Origin of the sequence: Pseudomonas viciae (assembly GCF_004786035.1) — a bacterium.
Lineage (GTDB): Bacteria > Pseudomonadota > Gammaproteobacteria > Pseudomonadales > Pseudomonadaceae > Aquipseudomonas > Aquipseudomonas viciae.
The window spans coordinates 4,176,109-4,193,990 of the sequence record NZ_CP035088.1; the positions used below are offsets into that span (position 1 = coordinate 4,176,109).

The following is a 17,882-nucleotide window of genomic DNA, read 5'->3' on the forward strand; positions in this document are numbered from 1 at the left end:
GGGTTATGTCATTGGGGGCAAACCCAACAGCCGCCGATTGGAATCTTCATCAGCCGTTACACTGGCGAAGTCATCAAATGCCTTGCGGGTCTTGCTGATCATGTGCCGCTGGATGAACGCCGCCCCTTCAGCAGCGCCCTGCTGCGAATCCTTCAGGCAGCACTCCCATTCCAACACCGCCCAGCCGCTGAAATCGTATTGGGTCAGTTTGCTGAAGATCGATTTGAAATCGATCTGGCCGTCGCCCAGTGAACGGAACCGACCGGGGCGATCGACCCAGCCCTGGTAACCGCCGTACACCCCGGAACGGGCGTCGGGGCGGAACTCGGCGTCCTTGACGTGGAACATGCGGATGCGCGCGTGGTAGCGATCGATGAAGCCCAGGTAGTCCATCTGTTGCAGCAACAGATGGCTGGGGTCGTAGAGGATCGCCGCCCGAGGGTGATGATCGACGGCCTCCAGGAAGCGCTCGAACGAGGCGCCGTCGTGCAGGTCTTCGCCGGGGTGGATCTCGTAGCACAGGTCCACGCCGGCCGCGTCGAAGCAGTCCAGAATCGGCAACCAGCGCCGGGCCAGTTCGGCGAAACCTTGTTCCACCAGGCCGGCCGGACGTTGTGGCCACGGGTAGAGATACGGCCACAGCAGCGCACCGGAAAACGTCGCGTGGGCCTTGAGGCCCAGGCGCTGGCTGGCGCGGGCGGCGAGCTTGAGTTGCTCGATCGCCCACTCGGTCCGCGCCTGGGGCTGGCCCCGCAGATGCGCCGGGGCGAAGTCGTCGAACAGCGTGTCGAACGCCGGGTGCACCGCCACCAACTGACCTTGCAAATGCGTCGACAATTCGCTGATTTCGACACCGGCCTGGGCGCATGTGGCCTTGAGCTGATCACAATATTCCTGGCTCTCGGCGGCCCGGGCCAGGTCGATGTACTGCGTGCCGGACGTCGGCAGTTGAATGGCCTTGTAGCCTTGCGACGCGGCCCATTTGGCGATGTTGGCCAGGGTGTCGAACGGCGCTTCGGCAGACATGAACTGCGCGAGGAAAATACCCGGGCCACGCAGGCCCGTCGGTGTCTCAGCAATGGAAGTCACAGGATTCTCCGGGTTCATGCCGTGCAGACCAGTTCGGTCCATTTGGCGTTGCCGCGATGATTGGCGACAGCGGTCTCAATAAAGGCCATGCCGCGCAAACCGATTTGAATGCCGGGTACGCCGGGGGCTTCATTGCCTTCAACGTTGCCTCGAATGGCCCGGGCAAAATCGCCGTAGAGGTTGGCCATCGCCTCCAGATAACCTTCGGGGTGCCCGGCTGGCAGGCGCATGCGCTGGCTGGCGGCCTCGCTCAACCACGGCTGGCCGACACCGGAACGCAGGGTGCGCATGGGTTGGTCGAGCGCACGATGGATCAGGCTTGCCGGTTCTTCCTGGCGCCACTCCAGGGCGCCCTTGTCGCCATAGACGCGGATCTTCAACGGGTTCTCTTCGCCGGCGCAGACCTGGCTGGCGATCAACACGCCGCTGGCGCCGGTGCTCATCTGGAACAGCATCGACACGTCATCGTCCAACTGCCGACCCGGGATGTGGGTGCCCAACGCGGCGCATAACCGCTCAATGGGTTGGTCGGCGACAAACTCCGCCAGGGAAAACGCATGGGTGCCGATGTCGCCAATACAGCCACCCAAACCCGATTGTTGCGGATCGTCGCGCCAACCGGCCTGTTTGTTGCCCTGTCCGGCGACATCCTGGCTGAGCCAGCCTTGGGGGTATTCCACCAGCACTTTGCGCACCGCGCCGATCACACCTGTGCGCACCATGTCCCGGGCTTGCCAGACCATCGGATAGCCCAGATAGGTGTGGGCCAGACCGTAGAGCCGATCGCTGCTTTCGAGCACTTCCTTGAGGGCCAGCAATTCACGCAGGTTCAGCGCGGCGGGCTTTTCGCTGAACACATGAAAACCGGCCTCCAGCGCCTGGCTGGCAATCGGTGCATGCAGATGGTTGGGGGTGACGATGACCAGCAGTTCCATGCGCTGGTCCGCTGGCAGCGCCGCTTCGGTATCGAGCATCAATTGCCAGTCGCTGTAGCAGCGGGACGCGGCCAGGCCCAGGGCCGCGCCGGTTTGCCGGTTGTTCTGCGCATCACGGCTGAACGCGCCACACACCAGTTCGAAACCGCCGTCCAGGCCCGCGGCCTGGCGATGGGCCTGGCCGATGAAAGCGCCCGCACCACCGCCGACAAAGCCCATTCTTATTTTGGGAGCTACAGGATTCATTGCGATTCTCTTAGGCTATGATCGATGATGTAACCGGTTACATCATGACGGGAATCTAGGCCCAGTTTGGCGGTGTGTCAAACCCCAGGCGAAATGCCCGAGCCTGTGTGCGGCGCTCAACCTGCGGTAAGCTCCCAGCAGTGCCAACACTTTTGGCGCCGAATCGAGGTGATCTTGTCCAATATCCGTGAAGTGGCCCGGCTGGCCGGTGTGTCGGTGGCCACGGTTTCCAGAACGCTGAAATCCCCCGAGCGGGTACTTCCCCAGACGCGGGACAAGGTTAATGCGGCGGTGGAACAGGCTGGCTATCGGCCAAACCTGATGGCGGTGCAGTTTCGCTCCCGCCGCACCGGCAACCTGGTGATCCTGGTGCCGGCCATCGCCAACACGTTTTTCGCCCGGGTCATCAGCGGCGCCCAACAGGCAGCGCAGGCGGCGGGCTATCGATTGTTGCTGTGCGACACCCAGGGCCGGGAAGAAATCGAAGAGGAATTTGCCGCGCTGGTCTATGCGCACCAGGCCGACGGGGTGATCCAGTTGCGCGCCAGCGATCCTTTCGAGTCCTTGCCCCCCGGCGCCGAGCCCCTGCCGCTGGTGAACGCCTGCGAAGTGGTCAAGAACGCCCCCTACCCAACCATCAGCCTCGACAACCGAGCCGCCGCCCAGGCCATGACCGAACACCTGATCGGTCTCGGCCACCGGCGCATCGGCATCATTAAAGGGCCTCGAAGCAGCCCCCTGACCCTGGACCGCGTCGCCGGTTACCAGGATGCCCTGCGCCAGGCCGGCATCGCCGCCGACCCCAGCCTGATCTGTCACGGCGACTTCACCTTGAAGGCCGGTTACGAGGGCGCCGGCGCGATGTTGGCGCTGGCCGACCGCCCCAGTGCGCTGTTCTGTGAAAACGACGAAATGGCCATCGGTGCGCTCACCCGCATCAAGCAAATGGGCCTGCGGGTGCCCGAGGATATTTCCCTGGTGGGGTTTGACGACATCCCGTTCGCTGCGTATTGCGACCCGCCCCTGACCACCATTTCGCAACCTGCCGAAATCTTTGGCCAGAAAGCGGTAGAGATGCTGATCGCCCTGATCGAGAAGAAGCCGATTGCCGAACGCCACGTGTTGCTGCCGTTTGAGTTGACGGTGCGCGGTAGCACGGCAGCGCAGAACGATAGTCCATAACCAGGCCCGCCACAAAAGGCCTTTACCGCCGTTCGACTCGCCACCGCCCACGTTTGAACTACAGTGGAAAGACTCTGCATAAAGCCATAACAAGACGGAGAGTCCCCATGCGAGTCAACAAGCGCTTCACCCTCCTGGCCGCCGCGGCAGCTTTGGTGGTCACGACCACCGCCCAGGCAGCCCCGGTGTACATCAATATCCTGACGGGGGGCACCAGCGGGGTTTATTACCCGATAGGCGTCGGGCTGTCGCAGATCTATAGCAGTGGCATCAAGGACTCCAAGACCTCGGTGCAAGCCACCAAGGCCTCGGTGGAAAACCTGAACCTGCTACAGGCCGGGCGCGGGGAACTGGCGCTGGCCCTGGGCGACTCGGTGGCGGATGCCAAAAATGGTGTGGAGGATGCCGGGTTCAAGGCACCATTGACCAAGCTGCGCGCCATCGCCGGCGCCTACCCCAATTACATCCAGATCGTCGCCAGCCAGGAATCCGGGATCAAGACATTGGCCGATCTCAAGGGCAAGACCGTTTCCGTCGGTGCGGCGAAATCCGGCACCGAGCTCAACGCCCGGGCGATCTTCAAGGCTGCGGGGCTGACCTATCAGGACATGAAGGTCCAGTACCTGCCGTTCGCCGAGTCGGTGGACCTGATCAAGAACCGCCAACTGGATGCCACGCTGCAGTCCTCCGGCCTGGGGATGGCGGCCATTCGTGACCTGGCCTCGACCATGGCGTTGAACTATGTGTCGGTGCCCACCGACGTCGTCGAGAAAATCGGCAACCCGGCCTACCAAAGCGCGATGATTCCGGCCAACACCTACGACGGCCAAACCGAGGCCGTACCGACCGTGGCCATTACCAACATTCTGGTGACCCGCGAGGATGTCCCGGATGAGGTGGCCTACCAGATGACCAAGCTGCTGTTCGAGAACCTCAATCGCCTGGGCACCTCCCATTCGGCGGCCAAGGACATCACCCTGAAAAACGCCGCGAAAAACCTGCCAATCGCGCTCCACCCCGGTGCCGAGCGCTACTACAAGGAAGTGGGCGCGCTGTAGCCCCAAACGCGTCAACGGCGCCCGTCGCCGTTGACGCGTCGTGTTTTCGCACCTTGAATGTGAACAGAAGGCAGGCACCTCATGAGTGAAGACCAGCACGGCATCGCCACGGACCCGCGGGACTGGCCCAAGACACTGTTCTACGTGGCCTTGCTGTTTTCCGTGTTTCAAATTGTCACCGCCGCGTTTTCCCCGGTCTCCAGCATCGTGCTGCGGGCGGTGCATGTCGGCTTCCTGCTGTGGGTGGTGTTCCTCAGCTACCCGGCCTATGGCAAGCAACGTCCCTGGCAACCCCTGGCCTGGGTCCTGAGCCTGGCGGGCGTGGCGACGGCCGTCTATCAATGGGTGTTCGAGGCCGACCTGATCCAACGTTCTGGCGACCTGACCACCGCCGACATGGTGATAGGCGTTGTGCTGATTGTGCTGGTGTTCGAAGCGGCACGGCGGGTGATGGGCATCGCGCTGCCGATCATTTGCGCCCTGTTCCTGGCGTATGGCCTGTTTGGCGAATATCTGCCGGGGGATTTAGCCCATCGCGGCTATGGCGTCGATCAAATCATCAACCAACTGTCGTTCGGTACCGAGGGTTTGTACGGCACGCCGACCTATGTGTCGGCCACTTATATCTTCCTGTTCATCCTGTTCGGCGCGTTCCTGGAAAAGGCCGGCATGATCAAGCTGTTCACCGATTTCGCCATGGGCCTGTTCGGCCACAAACTGGGCGGGCCGGCGAAAGTAGCCGTGGTCTCATCGGCGCTGATGGGCACCATCACCGGCTCGGGCATCGCCAACGTGGTCACCACCGGGCAATTCACCATCCCGCTGATGAAACGCTTCGGCTACAGGGCCGCGTTTGCCGGTGGCGTGGAAGCGACGTCCAGCATGGGCAGCCAGATCATGCCACCGGTGATGGGCGCGGTGGCCTTCATCATGGCCGAAACCATCAATGTACCGTTCGTGGAAATTGCCAAGGCGGCGTTGATACCGGCGTGCCTGTACTTCGGTTCGGTGTTCTGGATGGTTCACCTGGAAGCCAAACGTTCCGACCTCAAGGGCCTGCCCAAGGACCAGTGCCCCAGCGCCTGGGGCGCGGTCAAGGAAAGCTGGTACCTGCTGATCCCGCTTGGGGTGTTGGTCTACCTGCTGTTTTCCGGACGCACACCGCTGTTTTCCGGCATGGTGGGCCTGGCGTTGACGGCCATCGTGATTCTCGGCTCGGCGATTATTCTCAAGGTCTCGAACTACGCCTTGCGCTGTGCTTTCTGGGTCGCGCTGGGCTTGCTTTGCGTCGGTTTTTTCCGGTTGGGCATCGGTGTCGTTTTTGCGGTGATCGGCGTGCTGGTGGTGGTCTGCTGGTTCATGAAAGGCACGCGCGAAACCCTCATCATCTGCCTGCACGCCCTGGTGGACGGTGCGCGTCACGCCGTTCCCGTGGGGATCGCCTGTACGCTGGTGGGCAGCATCATCGCAGTGGTCTCGCTGACTGGCGTAGCCTCCACCTTTGCCGGTTACATCCTGGCAATCGGCAGGGACAACCTGCTGCTGTCGCTGATCCTCACCATGCTCACCTGCCTGGTGTTGGGCATGGGCATCCCGACCATTCCCAACTACATCATCACCAGCTCGATTGCCGCGCCCGCCTTGCTGGAACTCGGCGTGCCATTAATCGTGTCGCACATGTTCGTGTTCTATTTCGGCATCCTCGCCGACCTGACGCCACCGGTGGCGCTGGCCTGTTTCGCCGCTGCGCCCATCGCAAGGGAGAGTGGCCTGAAGATCAGCTTCTGGGCGGTGCGCATCGCCCTCGCCGGCTTTGTCATTCCATTCATGACCGTCTATAACCCGGCATTGATGCTGCAGGGCGACAACTTATGGATGACGGCGTACATGCTGATCAAGACGTTGCTGGCCGTCGGCCTCTGGGGCATGGCATCCACCGGCTATCTGCAACAGAAAATGCCGCTCTGGGAACGCCTGATGTGTTTTGCCGCCGGCGCCTTGTTGGTGGTGGCCCTGCCGCTGACCGATGAGATTGGCTTCGTACTGGGCGCACTGCTGATCTTCCAGCATGTGTGGCGCGCGCGGCGCAGCGGGCGGGCCTTGGCGTGATCGGTTTGTGCCTGGGCCTGTCCGGTGTGGTCTGGGCCCAGCTTCCAATTGCCGATTTCACGCTGGCGTGGAACCACACCATCGAGAAGGTCCGCTGGGAAGAAGACTACCGCGTCACCCAACAGGGCCTGGTCCTGGGTGAGGCCAGGGTCAAAGGCAACGGCGCTGGCATGGAGATTCCCGAAGACGCCCGGCTGGAAAACGGCAGTTGGCACTATCGGCGCCAACTGCCGCCCCTGCAACCACTGAAACTGGCACGCACGCCGCAGGCCGGCGACTATCAATTGTGCTTCGATGGCCGTTGCCGGTCGATGAGCCAATGGTTGGGGCCACCTGCGGCGGGTCAGCCGACCGTGGAACTGTGGAGTTGCGAATAACCCGCCAAGCGCAGAACCGACTATGGGAAGCAGTATCTGCGGATCAGTCGTTCATTCAGGCAAACGTCGCCCCTCGGGTATTCACAAACAGCGAATACAACGAGTGGCTGCCGGCCATGAATAACCGATTACCTTCCCGGCCACCAAAGCACACATTGGGGCAGCGCTCCGGCAGGGAGATGTGCCCAATGGCCTTGCCTTCGGGGTTGAACACCCGCACGCCGTCGAGTTTTTCCAGGTCGGCCTTGGGGTCGCCGTTGCCGCCCCAACCGCACCAGAGGTTGCCGCTCTCATCACACTTGAGCCCGTCGATGGCGGCGTAATCCAAGCCTTCGATGTGCTTGCGCCGCTCACCCAGCGTGCCATCGTCCTTGACACTGATCGCCCAGATCAAGCGATTGGGCTTGGCTCGGCCTTCGACCACGTAGAGGATTTTCTCGTCTGGGGAAAAACACAGGCCATTGGGCCCCGCCAGGTCGTCGATCACCCGGCTGAGTTTGCCGGTTTCGCCGTCGATGCGGTACACCGCGTGGGGTTGGGCCGGCGTGACTTTGTGTCCTTCGTAATTGTTGCCGGTCTGGAACGGTGGGTCGGTGAACCAGACCGAACCGTCGCGTTTGCACACGATGTCGTTGGGAGAGTTAAGCGGCTTGCCTTCGAAACTGTCCGCCAGCACGGTGATCGTGCCGTTGTGCTCGGTGCGGGTGATGCGCCGGCCTTCGCTCGAGGTGGTGGAACCTTCGCACACCAGCAACCGCCCCTGGCGATCGCGGCACATGCCGTTGGAGAAGTTGGAGTTCTCCCGATAAACCGACAGGCCACCAGTGATTTCATCCCAGCGCACGATGCGGTTGTTGGGAATGTCGCTGACCAGCAGGTAACGACCGTCGCCGACCCACACCGGCCCTTCCGCCCAGCGCAGGCCAGTGGCGAGTTTTTCCACACTGGCGTTGAAGATGCGCAAGTCCATGAAACTGGGGTCAAGGATATTGATCAGTGGGTCAGGGTAACGCTGGCTCAAGGGCTCGGCCTGGGCCAGCCCTGGCAGGTTGCCAAGGGTGGCGGCGGCGGCCGAGACCACCAGGGATTTTTTCAGGAATATCCGGCGGCCCTGATCGGCGGCGGTTGCAGATTGCGAAGCATCCATCGTGCGTCTCCGTTAATTATTATTGGACGGGACGACAGTTTTACACCGTGATAAGACATCGTACAAGTAGACTACATGTACGCCTGAACACCCCCATCAGTGGGGGTGCAACGGGATACGAACGGTGAACGTAGTGCCCGCCCGCGCCTTCGAGTGAACTTCGATGGTGCCCTTATGGGCCGAGACAATCGCCGAGGCGATATACAGGCCAAGCCCCAGCCCGGCCGTAGAACCGTACTGTACTTCACCGCTGCGCAAATGCCGGATCATCGGGTTGAAGATGCTGGCGATCGCGTCGCTTTCGATAGGCTTGCCCTGGTTGTTGATCGCGATCACCGCCATATCGTCTTCAGCGCTCAACGAAACAACAATCGGCGTGCCCTCGGTGCCATGCTGGACGGCATTCCCGATCAGGTTGGAGAACACCTGCTCCATGCGAGCCTGGTCAAACAGTCCTTCCAGGGGACCGGTTGTTTCAAAGAGGATTCTGTTTTCCGGATGATAGGCCCGCGCCTCCTCCACCATGCCTTCGCAAGCCGCCACCAGGTCACCGTTGAAACGCTGCACCGGAATGCCCGAGCCCAGTTGGGTACGGGTGAAATCCAGCAGGTCGCCGACAATTTTGTTGGCTCGCTTGACGCTGGTGTAGATGCGCGACGAAATCTTGGTGGCTTTGGCGGGCAGGTCTCCGGCTCGCAGCAGCACCTCGGAACTCAGCAGGATCGCGCCCAAGGGGCTACGCAGGTCATGCCCCAGGATCCCGAGAAAGATGTTGCGCGATGCATCGACCGCGCCCGAGTAACTGACCACCGATTCCGCCAAGGCCTGGTCCACCGCCTCGTTGAATCGAATCAGATCGGCCATGACCTGCTTTTGATCCAGCTGGGTGTGGGGCATCCAGAGCATCAGCACACTGGTGCGCAACGCCCGGTACTCCGAGACCATCTGCTCCACGGTAAAACCTGAAGACTGACGAATGACCGCATGGGTTTCGGCGGCGGTTTCGGCATCCGCCGTCGGGGCATCGCCGTGGGACTTGGCAATCTGCTCCTTGCGCGTCTGCTTGGTGCGCAGATCTGCGGCGATGGTGCGCAGCATCTGCTCGGCATGGTCGCGCAGGGCAACGGAATCCATGCCAATGGACGCGGGAGTGATGGTTTTGGCGAAATCTTCCCACGCCTGAAGGATTGGCTCGATATTGTCGAGAATGAAATCAGCCAGACGCATGGAGTGCTCCGCAAATGGGGCGATGCTGCAAACGACACAACGGTCAGGTTGTTGTACAGCAAAGCGCAGGACAATGTGCGCGGTCTTGCGCAGAGTCGCCGCACCGAGGTGACAGATCGTGCCGCTTCTGGCCTTGTCTCTTCCAACCCTATAGGGTAAAAACCCTCCTCGAAGTTGTACGACAACCTATAACTAAAAAACAGCCAACCCGAAGCGCTTTGCTCGGGCGGCCCTCCTTTGAGACACCCTGCCATGACTCGCCCCAGCGCTGCACCTGACACCCCCACGCCCTTCCCCCGCCACCTCGCGGTGCTCATTCTGCTGTGCATGGGGTGTGCTTTTGCTGGCAACCATGTCGCCGCGCGGGCGGCGTTCGATGATGGTGCCGGTGTGTTGCTGGCGATCCTGCTGCGTTCGGGCGGGACCCTGCTGGTGTTGGCCGCCATGGTGTTGTGGCAGCGCCAGAGCCTGCGCTTGCCGCCGGGGGCGTGGCGTTGGCAACTGACCCTGGGGCTGTTGATCGGCGCCCAAAGCCTGTGCCTGTACTCCGCCGTGGCGCGGGTGCCGGTAGCGTTGGCGCTGTTGGTGGGCAACGTCTTTCCGATTTTGCTGGCGTTGCTGACTTGGGCGCTGGGCGGGCCACGACCGACCGCACGCACCGCCGCGTTGATGGGGATGATTCTGGTGGGGCTGGTGTTCGTGCTGGAGGTGCCCGCCCGGTTAGCGTCGGAACAGAGCGTCGGCCCGCAATGGCTGCTCGGGGTTGGCCTGGCTTTCTGCGCCGCCTGCGTGTTCGCTGGCGCGCTGTGGATCACCGACCACAAGTTGTCCCAGGTGCGAGGTTCGGTGCGCAGCCTGCTGACCATTTTCATCGTCTTCAGCAGCGTCAACCTTGCCGGCCTGACCGGCGCCCTCCCCGGCGGCTTCGACCTGCCGGCCAGCAGCACCGGCTGGTTGGCCCTGGCGACCCTGGTGGTGCTCTATGGCACCGGGTTTATCGTGCTGTTCATTTCCGTGCCTCGCCTGGACATGCCCCGCAACGCCCCGGTGATGAACATCGAACCGCTGGCAACGTTGCTGATCGGCTGGCTGGTGCTGGACCAGATGCTCAACCCGGGCCAGGTACTTGGCGGGGTAATCGTGGTCACCGGCATTGTGCTGCTGACTTATCGCAAGGTTGAGCGGGTCAAGGTGCCCGTGGCCGAGGCAGTTGGACGCACCTGACCCCTCTGTTGACTGCCCTCGCCACAGTGTCCCAGTCCAAAATAGAGCCTGCGTAGGCCTGCGGATAAGTCTTCACCCTCCTGAAACTTGTTTTCAAACCCGCAGTCCTACCCCAGCCGTGAAAACCTCGCCAATCGACAGCGACAGGTTTTCCGGTTGATCGGCGCCAAGCCTGGCGCTAAAGCAACTCCCCTCTCTCGAGCCGTTCGCCCCATGCGCCACACTGTTCGCTCTTGCCGTTTCGCTTCGCTTTGCCTCCTCACCCTACTGCCCTTAATTACCAACCCCGCCCATGCCCGAGGCGAAGGGCAACTGGTGCAAGCGATCAACGACTACCGCAGCCAATCCCACCGTTGTGACTGGCGGACATTGCGCCCTTCGCAGCCATTGGTGCTGCGTTCGAGCCTGGCCTTGCCGATTGGCTTTCGCGCAGGGTTGCGGGAAACCTTGAAGGACGCAGGCTATCAGGCCCAGACAGTGCGCAGCATCCGCCTGACTGACGCGCGGGACGCCGAAGAAGCTTTCGAGATGCTGGCGGACGAGCACTGCGCGGCGCTGCTGGACAACCAGTACACCGACATCGGCGTCAACCGGGTCGGTGATGAATGGCGAGTGGTACTGGCCCAGCCCATGGGCGGTAGCCGGGTAGACAACGTTGCTTCCGCGGACAAGACGCTGCTGGCCCAGGTCAACGCCGCGCGAGCCAGATCCAGGATGTGTGGTCGCCAACGTTTCGCCGCCGCCCGGCCGTTGAGCTGGAACGCCGCCCTCGGCACAGCCGCCCAGGGGCACAGCCGGGCGATGGCCCGCGGCAACTATTTCGCCCACCAGGACCCTGACGGCCGCTCCGTGGCCGACCGAGCCAAAGGCGCGGGTTTCCGTGGGCGCAAGCTCGGCGAAAACATCGCCGCCGGACAAGGCTCGCCAAGCAAGGCCATGCAAGACTGGTTGGCCAGCCCCGGACATTGCGCCAACCTGATGAACCCGATGTTCACCCAGGTGGGCGCGGCGTACGCCACCGACTCGCGCAGCGATGCGGGGGTTTATTGGACCATGGTGTTTGGGGCGCCTTGAGGGTGAGGAAGCCATTGCCCTCGCCACAGAGTGCGGTGTCACCCCATCAAGGGGTTCAGGTCAGAGACGAATCTCCTGCGCCGGCACCACATCGATCCGCGACACCGCACTGCTCAAGCGCCCCAGCCTGTTGTTGTGGTTGGCGATGATCTGTTCGGCCGCCATGCTACCGTTGGCCACCGTAGAGTGGGCGTCGGCAGCCAGGACCACCTCGTACCCCAGGGCATGGGCCTGGCGCACGGTGGCGTTGATGCAATAGTCGGTCTGTAGCCCGCAGATCACCAGGCGGTCGATGCCTCGGGCTTGCAGCAGCGAGAGCAGATCGGTCTGGTAGAAAGCGTCGGGCGTGGTCTTGCGCACCCGCAGGTCATCGGCAGCGGTCAACAGGCCATCGGCCAATTGCCAGGCGACAGAACCATACGTCAGCGAGCCTTCCAGCTCTTCGTGCTGGATCAAGATCACCGACAAACCAACAGCCCGGGCCCTGGCGCTGAGGGCGTTGATGGTCCGGATGAGGCGCTGGCTCTCAAAACATTCTTCTTCACCGCTGCACAGTGCGTTCTGGATATCGATGATCAGCAATGCAGTGTTCATGACTTTCCTCTTCGAAACGGTGCGCGATCCCAACCGCGATTGCATTAGGCAGTATGGCCCGGTTTGCGTAATGCGCCTGTTTCCCCGTCGACCGGGTGACGCCACGACAGCCTTTGGGATAGGCTCGTCCAGTTCATCACTCACCGCATAAGGACAGCGCCGATGACGCTACGAATCGAACGCACGGACACCCCTACCGACGAAGAACGCCAAGCCATCCTCGCGCCGCTACGCGCCTATAACACGGCCAAGACCGGCGGGACAGTGCCGGAACTGGTCGCCTGGCTGGTACGGGACGAACACAGCAACGAAATCGTTGGTGGGCTGTACGGACGGGTGTTTTTCCGCTGGTTCTATATCGAGCTGCTGGTCGTGCCGGAACAGGCTCGCGGCCAAGGCACGGGCTCGACCTTGATGCAGATGGCCGAAGACCTGGCCAGGGAGAAAAACTGCGTGGGCATCTGGCTCGACACCTTCGACTTCCAGGCCCCAGCGTTCTACAAAAAACACGGTTTCACGGAAATCGGCCAGATCGACGACTACCCGCCAGGGCACCAGCACTTCTTCCTCCAGAAGCGCCTGAACCCTGCTGACTGAAACACAAATCCTGTGGGAGCGAGCTTGCTCGCGAAGGCGGTGGGTCAGGCGACATTAATGTCGAATGGTAAGCCGCATTCGCGAGCAAGCCCGCTCCCACATTGATCCGGGACTCCGTGCGAGTTATTTACAGACAAGTCGCCAACGCCGCCAACCGGCGCTTGGCCACGAAGTCATCCTGCTTGGCGTAGTAATTCAACACCGTGCCCGAGGCCCCGGTTTCCAAATCGACGAACGACTCAGCCGAGCGAGTGTAAACAGTCGAACCACCCTTCTTGCCCGGTTGCAGGTAAGCGCCAGCATCGACACCAAACACCGCTTCGTCCTGCCAGGAAAACTGTATGCACTGGGCCACGAGCTGCTCGGGTTTGTCCGAGCTCAGGGTCTTATAAGGGGTTTGAGTCCGGGCCTGGTTCATCGCCGAACCCGCGCAGCCGGCCAGCAAGGTTGCGGCCAGGGCCACCGTCAACATTCGCATTGCGTTCACTCATCGAGAAAAAAACGGACTGTAGCACTGCGGCCCCCGCCTTCGTGCTGCTTTACTGAAATTTACACGGGACATCGGCCAACGATTCGCGCAACCTGTCGCGCCATTCCCACCAGCCATCGCGGAACACTCCATGACCCCCAACGCCGAGTTCTACAAACCCACCGCCGAATACGCCGACAAACTGATCAGCCAGATCGGCCAGACACCTTCCTGGATCGCCAAGCGAATCGGCGTCACCGACAAACGGATTCGCTACATCCTCGACGGTGAACGTACCGTCAAGGGCGAAACCACGCCGATCCAGATGACCTACACCGAACAATTCGCCCTCGAATGCCTGGCGGCTGCGGCCAAGGCCAGCAAGAAGCAGTCCTCAACCCCCAAGGAGTGACCATGGCGGCAACCGAACAGCAACACGAACGGGCCCTGGAAAATTTTCTCGATGAGCGCCCCGAGCTGCGCGTCGAGTTGGACCACCTCAACCCGCTGCTGGCCCAGGCCAAGGGCGAGACCGCCGCGCAGTACCGCGCTGAGCGGTTGCATGAAGCATTCGAAGCCGAGGCCGAGCGCCTGGGCCTGTTCGCCTGGGAACTGACCCTGCAACTGACCGCGGCTTCGCCCCAGGACTACCAGGCCCAACGCCTGGAGGTGCACAGGGAAGTGGCGGAGATGGCGGGGATGGAGTGGGCGGAGTATTGCGAGCTGCATGGCCTCAAGCAGTAGCCTGATCGCACGCCCATCTGTGGGAGCAAAGCTTGCTCGCGATACAGGCGCCTCGGCTTTCCGGAGACCGCGTGGCCCTCATCGCGGGCAAGCTGCTCCCACACAGGCCTCGCTGCACCAGCCTTGCTCCCGCACAGGCATACACAATCGCCCCCCCGCCCATAAAGCATTATCATGGCCGCAGTTTTGCTGATCGGGTCTCTCATGAAGTTCGCCATCGCGCTGTTTTCCGCCGCCCATGCGCCCTCCTCGCGCCGCGCCTTGCTGTTTGCCCAGGCTGCGCTCGCGGGTGGGCATGAAATCGTGCGGCTGTTTTTCTATCAGGACGGCGTTTATAACGCCGCCGGCAGTGTCGTCACGCCCCAGGATGAGCAGGACCTGCCCAAACAGTGGCGCGCGTTCGTCAGCGACAACCAGCTCGACGGCGTGGTGTGCATCGCAGCGGCATTGCGCCGTGGCGTGTTGAACGACGAAGAAGCCCAGCGCTACCAGCGTTCGGCGGTCAGTGTCGAAGCGCCCTGGGCCTTGTCCGGCCTGGGTCAGTTGCATGATGGAATCCAGGACGCCGACCGTCTGATCTGTTTTGGAGGCGCGTGAATGGCCAAGTCTTTGTTGCTCATCAGCCGCCAGGCCCCATGGTCCGGCCCCGGCGCCCGGGAGGCGCTGGACATCGTGCTGGCCGGCGGCGCGTTCGACCTGCCCATCGGCCTGCTGTTTCTCGATGACGGCGTGTTCCAGCTCGCCGCCGGCCAGAACGCCAAGGCCGTCCAGCAAAAAGACCTGAGCGCGAACTTGCAGGCGCTGCCCATGTTCGGCATCGAAGCGCTTTTTGTCTGTGCCCAGAGCGCCGCTGAACGCGGTATCGCCGCCGATGCGTTGGCATTGGACGACCTGACAGTGCTGGCCGCGCCGGACATCACTGCGCTTATTGACCGTTACGACCAGGTGATCACCCTCTGATGTCGACTTTGCATGTGTTGTCTCATTCACCTTTCGGCGATAACCGCCTCGCCAGTTGCCTGCGAATCCTGGGGAGTCAAGATGCGCTGCTGCTGTGCGGCGACGCGACGTACGCGTTGCAACCGGGCACCGCGCCGTTTGAAAAACTGCAGGTCGGCGGCCGGAAATTGTTCGTGCTCGCCGAAGATGTCCAGGCTCGGGCCTTGCCGCTTCCAGACTGGGCCGAAGCCATCGACTACCCGGCCTTTGTCGAGCTGTCGATCCAGCATGACAAGGTCAACACCTGGCTATGAAGGCGCTGATCGTGGGCGAGCGCGCCATCGCACTGGACAAGGACGGCTACCTGGCCGACCTTGACGACTGGTCGGCCGATGTGGCGATTGCCCTGGCGGCCGCCGAAGACATCGAGCTGAGCCCCGAACATTGGGAGATCCTTGAGCTGCTGCGCGGTTTCTACAACGAATTCCAGCTCTCCCCCGCGACCCGGCCGCTGATCAAGTACACCGCGCTGAAACTGGGCGCGGACAAGGGCAACAGCCTGCACCTGAACCGATTGTTCAAAGGCACCCCCGCCAAACTCGCCGCCAAGCTGGCGGGCCTGCCCAAACCGACGAATTGCTTATGACCGACTTCCCATCGCTGACCCTTGAGACCCCGGCCGAACACCCGTTCGCCCAGTTCGTGCGCATCCTTGGCAAAGGCAAGCGCGGCGCCCGCAACCTGACCCGCGAAGAAGCCCGCGAGGCCATGGGCCTGGTGCTCGACGACAAGGTCGAAGACACCCAGCTCGGCGCCTTCCTGATGCTGTTGCGGCACAAGGAAGAAAGCGCCGAGGAAATGGCCGGCTTTACCGAAGCCCTGCGTGAGCGCCTGGTGGTCCCCGCGTTGGCGGTGGACCTCGACTGGCCAACCTATGCCGGCAAGAAGCGTCATTTGCCGTGGTACTTGTTGGCGGCCAAGTGCCTTGGGCAGAACGGTGTGCGGATCTTCATGCACGGCGGCGGCGCGCACACGGCGGGCCGGCTCTACACCGAGCAATTGCTGGATTTGCTGCACATCCCGCTGTGCCGCGACTGGCAGCAAGTCGGCAACGCGCTGGACAACGGCGGGCTGGCCTTCATGCCGCTGGTGGACTGGGCGCCGCAAATGCAGCGGATGATCGACCTGCGTAACACCCTGGGCCTGCGTTCACCGATTCACTCCCTGGCACGGATCCTCAACCCGCTGGGCGCCCGTTGCGGGCTGCAAAGCATCTTCCACCCGGGCTACCAGGCAGTGCATCGCGATGCCAGCGGCTTGCTGGGCGACACCACCATCGTGATCAAGGGCGACGGCGGCGAGATCGAGATCAACCCGGATGCCGACAGTCACCTGTATGGCACCACCGGCGGCGCCAGCTGGGACGAAGAATGGCCGCGACTGTCCGAGCAGCGCCACGTCAAACCGGAAAGCCTCGACCCCGAGTACCTGAAAGCCATCTGGCGCGGCGACGTGCAAGACAGCTACCCGCAACTGGCGTTGATCGCGACCATGGCGTTGGCCCTGCGCGGCCTGGGCCTGGCTCGCGAAGAGGCATTCGACAAGGCCCGGCAGTATTGGGATGCCCGGAACCGTTCGATTTAACCGATCAATAACGCCTAACCTTTGCGCTTTTTGTTCGAACCTATCGGAATAGACTCGCCTCCAACGTTTATTGGCCGAGGAGATCAAGATGGGTTTGTTAGTCGAGGGCCGCTGGCAGGATCAGTGGTATGAAAGCAAGGACGGCACGTTCCAACGCGAACAGGCGCAACGCCGTCACTGGATCACCACCGACGGCAGTGCCGGCCCCACTGGCGAGAGCGGGTTTGCCGCCGAGGCCGGGCGCTACCATTTGTATGTGTCCCTGGCCTGCCCCTGGGCCCATCGCACACTGATCTTTCGCAAGCTCAAAGGCCTGGAAGACCTGATCGACGTCTCGGTGGTCAGCTACCTGATGCTGGAAAACGGCTGGACCTTCGACAAGACCCACGGCTCCACTGGCGACAAACTGGACGACCTGAGCTTCCTCCATCAGCGCTACACCGCTGACACCTCCGATTACACCGGCCGCGTCACCGTGCCGGTGCTGTGGGACAAACAGCAACAGCGCATCGTGAATAACGAATCAGCGGAAATCATCCGCATGTTCAACAGCGCCTTCGATGGCCTGACCGGCAATGGATTGGATCTGTATCCCGAGCCTTTGCGCAGGAATATCGACGCCTTGAACGAGCGTATCTATCCGGCGGTGAACAATGGCGTGTATCGCGCAGGGTTCGCCACCACCCAGGCCGCCTATGAAGAAGCGTTCGACGGACTTTTTGCCGAACTGGATCGGCTGGAGGCCCTGCTGGAAGCCCGCCGCTACCTGGCCGGCGAATACCTGACCGAGGCCGACATCCGCCTGTTCACCACGATCATCCGCTTCGACGCCGTGTATTTCGGTCACTTCAAATGCAACCTGCGGCGCATCGCCGATTACCCGAACCTGTCGAACTGGCTGCGGGAGCTGTATCAGTGGCCGGGCATTGCCGAGACCGTGGATTTCCCCCACATCCAGGGCCATTACTACGGCAGCCACAAAACCATCAACCCCAATGGGATCGTGCCCAAGGGACCGAAGCAGGACTTCATGGTTGGCCATGATCGGGAAAGGTTGAGTGGGAAAGGGATTTGGCTTGGGACCCGGGATTGATCCGGGATCTTTGTTGCGGTTGAGGGCCTCTTCGCGAGCAAGCCCGCTCCCACATTGGATCGGGGTAAGCCTTAATTCTTCGGCTGAACGCGATCAAATGTGGGAGCGGGCTTGCTCGCGAAGGGCGCGACTCG

Annotated in this window: 21 protein-coding genes; 15 read left to right on the forward strand and 6 right to left on the reverse strand. The window is 62.1% G+C overall.

All coding sequences use genetic code 11. The annotated features are described in order from the left end of the window. Positions 1–3: 3 nt before the first annotated feature. Both EPZ47_RS17995 and EPZ47_RS18000 read right to left on the reverse strand, forming a co-directional pair. Positions 4–1,107, reverse strand: a complete 1,104-nt coding sequence (locus EPZ47_RS17995; RefSeq protein WP_135848029.1) for a sugar phosphate isomerase/epimerase family protein — start codon at positions 1,105–1,107, stop codon at positions 4–6. Beyond that, positions 1,104–2,270, reverse strand: a complete 1,167-nt coding sequence (locus tag EPZ47_RS18000) for a Gfo/Idh/MocA family protein (RefSeq protein ID WP_135846051.1) — start codon at positions 2,268–2,270, stop codon at positions 1,104–1,106. Before EPZ47_RS18000 ends, EPZ47_RS17995 begins: the two co-directional genes overlap by 4 nt. Before the next feature lie 174 nt (positions 2,271–2,444). Here EPZ47_RS18000 and EPZ47_RS18005 point away from each other — a divergent pair, with 174 nt between their 5' ends. From EPZ47_RS18005 to EPZ47_RS18020, 4 genes are all read left to right on the forward strand, one after another. Beyond that, entirely contained in the window at positions 2,445–3,452 is a 1,008-nt protein-coding gene (locus EPZ47_RS18005; protein WP_135846052.1) for a LacI family DNA-binding transcriptional regulator, read from the forward strand. 107 nt (positions 3,453–3,559) lie between these two features. Continuing rightward, positions 3,560–4,510, forward strand: coding sequence for a TAXI family TRAP transporter solute-binding subunit (locus EPZ47_RS18010; protein WP_135846053.1), 951 nt, complete (start codon positions 3,560–3,562; stop codon positions 4,508–4,510). Positions 4,511–4,591: 81 nt separating this feature from the next. Further along, the gene (locus tag EPZ47_RS18015; RefSeq protein ID WP_135846054.1) at positions 4,592–6,619 is read left to right on the forward strand and encodes a TRAP transporter permease; all 2,028 of its coding nucleotides are present in this window, start codon (positions 4,592–4,594) and stop codon (positions 6,617–6,619) included. Continuing rightward, positions 6,616–6,996 carry a DUF1850 domain-containing protein gene (locus EPZ47_RS18020; protein WP_135846055.1) on the forward strand — a complete coding sequence of 127 codons (381 nt, stop codon included), beginning with the start codon at positions 6,616–6,618 and terminating at the stop codon, positions 6,994–6,996. Before EPZ47_RS18015 ends, EPZ47_RS18020 begins: the two co-directional genes overlap by 4 nt. A gap of 55 nt (positions 6,997–7,051) precedes the next feature. On the opposite strand, the gene EPZ47_RS18025 is transcribed toward EPZ47_RS18020, so the two are convergent. Both EPZ47_RS18025 and EPZ47_RS18030 read right to left on the reverse strand, forming a co-directional pair. Beyond that, a complete protein-coding gene (locus EPZ47_RS18025; protein WP_135846056.1) occupies positions 7,052–8,143 on the reverse strand; it encodes an SMP-30/gluconolactonase/LRE family protein in 1,092 nt (363 codons plus the stop codon). 96 nt (positions 8,144–8,239) lie between these two features. Next, a complete protein-coding gene (locus tag EPZ47_RS18030; protein ID WP_135846057.1) occupies positions 8,240–9,370 on the reverse strand; it encodes a sensor histidine kinase in 1,131 nt (376 codons plus the stop codon). Positions 9,371–9,622: 252 nt separating this feature from the next. Between EPZ47_RS18030 and EPZ47_RS18035 the strand changes: the two genes are divergently transcribed. Together EPZ47_RS18035 and EPZ47_RS18040 are read left to right on the forward strand one after the other, a co-directional pair. Further along, positions 9,623–10,594: an EamA family transporter gene (locus tag EPZ47_RS18035; RefSeq protein ID WP_135846058.1), complete on the forward strand. Its 972-nt coding sequence runs from the start codon at positions 9,623–9,625 to the stop codon at positions 10,592–10,594. Between the two features lie 213 nt (positions 10,595–10,807). Beyond that, complete coding sequence (locus EPZ47_RS18040) at positions 10,808–11,668, forward strand: CAP domain-containing protein (RefSeq protein ID WP_135846059.1); 861 nt, start codon at positions 10,808–10,810, stop codon at positions 11,666–11,668. Between the two features lie 60 nt (positions 11,669–11,728). Here EPZ47_RS18040 and EPZ47_RS18045 read toward each other — a convergent pair whose 3' ends face one another. Further along, on the reverse strand, positions 11,729–12,262 hold the full coding sequence (locus EPZ47_RS18045; RefSeq protein ID WP_135846060.1) for a cysteine hydrolase family protein: 534 nt from the start codon (positions 12,260–12,262) through the stop codon (positions 11,729–11,731). A 162-nt stretch (positions 12,263–12,424) separates the two neighbouring features. Here EPZ47_RS18045 and EPZ47_RS18050 point away from each other — a divergent pair, with 162 nt between their 5' ends. Next, the gene (locus EPZ47_RS18050; RefSeq protein ID WP_135846061.1) at positions 12,425–12,859 is read left to right on the forward strand and encodes a GNAT family N-acetyltransferase; all 435 of its coding nucleotides are present in this window, start codon (positions 12,425–12,427) and stop codon (positions 12,857–12,859) included. Between the two features lie 127 nt (positions 12,860–12,986). Here the strand turns inward: EPZ47_RS18050 and EPZ47_RS18055 are convergent, their stop codons facing one another. After that, a complete protein-coding gene (locus tag EPZ47_RS18055; RefSeq protein ID WP_135846062.1) occupies positions 12,987–13,337 on the reverse strand; it encodes a hypothetical protein in 351 nt (116 codons plus the stop codon). Between the two features lie 142 nt (positions 13,338–13,479). Between EPZ47_RS18055 and EPZ47_RS18060 the strand changes: the two genes are divergently transcribed. From EPZ47_RS18060 to EPZ47_RS18095, 8 genes are all read left to right on the forward strand, one after another. After that, positions 13,480–13,740: a hypothetical protein gene (locus tag EPZ47_RS18060; protein ID WP_135846063.1), complete on the forward strand. Its 261-nt coding sequence runs from the start codon at positions 13,480–13,482 to the stop codon at positions 13,738–13,740. A gap of 2 nt (positions 13,741–13,742) precedes the next feature. Further along, positions 13,743–14,072: a DUF6388 family protein gene (locus tag EPZ47_RS18065; RefSeq protein ID WP_135846064.1), complete on the forward strand. Its 330-nt coding sequence runs from the start codon at positions 13,743–13,745 to the stop codon at positions 14,070–14,072. 204 nt (positions 14,073–14,276) lie between these two features. Then, positions 14,277–14,669 carry a sulfurtransferase complex subunit TusD gene (gene tusD / locus EPZ47_RS18070; protein ID WP_135846065.1) on the forward strand — a complete coding sequence of 131 codons (393 nt, stop codon included), beginning with the start codon at positions 14,277–14,279 and terminating at the stop codon, positions 14,667–14,669. Further along, positions 14,670–15,032, forward strand: coding sequence for a sulfurtransferase complex subunit TusC (gene tusC / locus EPZ47_RS18075; protein WP_135846066.1), 363 nt, complete (start codon positions 14,670–14,672; stop codon positions 15,030–15,032). Beyond that, entirely contained in the window at positions 15,032–15,325 is a 294-nt protein-coding gene (gene tusB, locus EPZ47_RS18080; protein ID WP_135846067.1) for a sulfurtransferase complex subunit TusB, read from the forward strand. The genes tusC and tusB overlap by 1 nt, the downstream gene beginning before the upstream one ends. Further along, positions 15,322–15,657, forward strand: a complete 336-nt coding sequence (locus tag EPZ47_RS18085; protein ID WP_135846068.1) for a TusE/DsrC/DsvC family sulfur relay protein — start codon at positions 15,322–15,324, stop codon at positions 15,655–15,657. The genes tusB and EPZ47_RS18085 overlap by 4 nt, the downstream gene beginning before the upstream one ends. Next, positions 15,654–16,655, forward strand: a complete 1,002-nt coding sequence (locus EPZ47_RS18090; RefSeq protein ID WP_135846069.1) for a glycosyl transferase family protein — start codon at positions 15,654–15,656, stop codon at positions 16,653–16,655. Before EPZ47_RS18085 ends, EPZ47_RS18090 begins: the two co-directional genes overlap by 4 nt. An 88-nt stretch (positions 16,656–16,743) precedes the next feature. Beyond that, positions 16,744–17,748 carry a glutathione S-transferase family protein gene (locus tag EPZ47_RS18095; protein ID WP_135846070.1) on the forward strand — a complete coding sequence of 335 codons (1,005 nt, stop codon included), beginning with the start codon at positions 16,744–16,746 and terminating at the stop codon, positions 17,746–17,748. Positions 17,749–17,882: the final 134 nt, after the last annotated feature.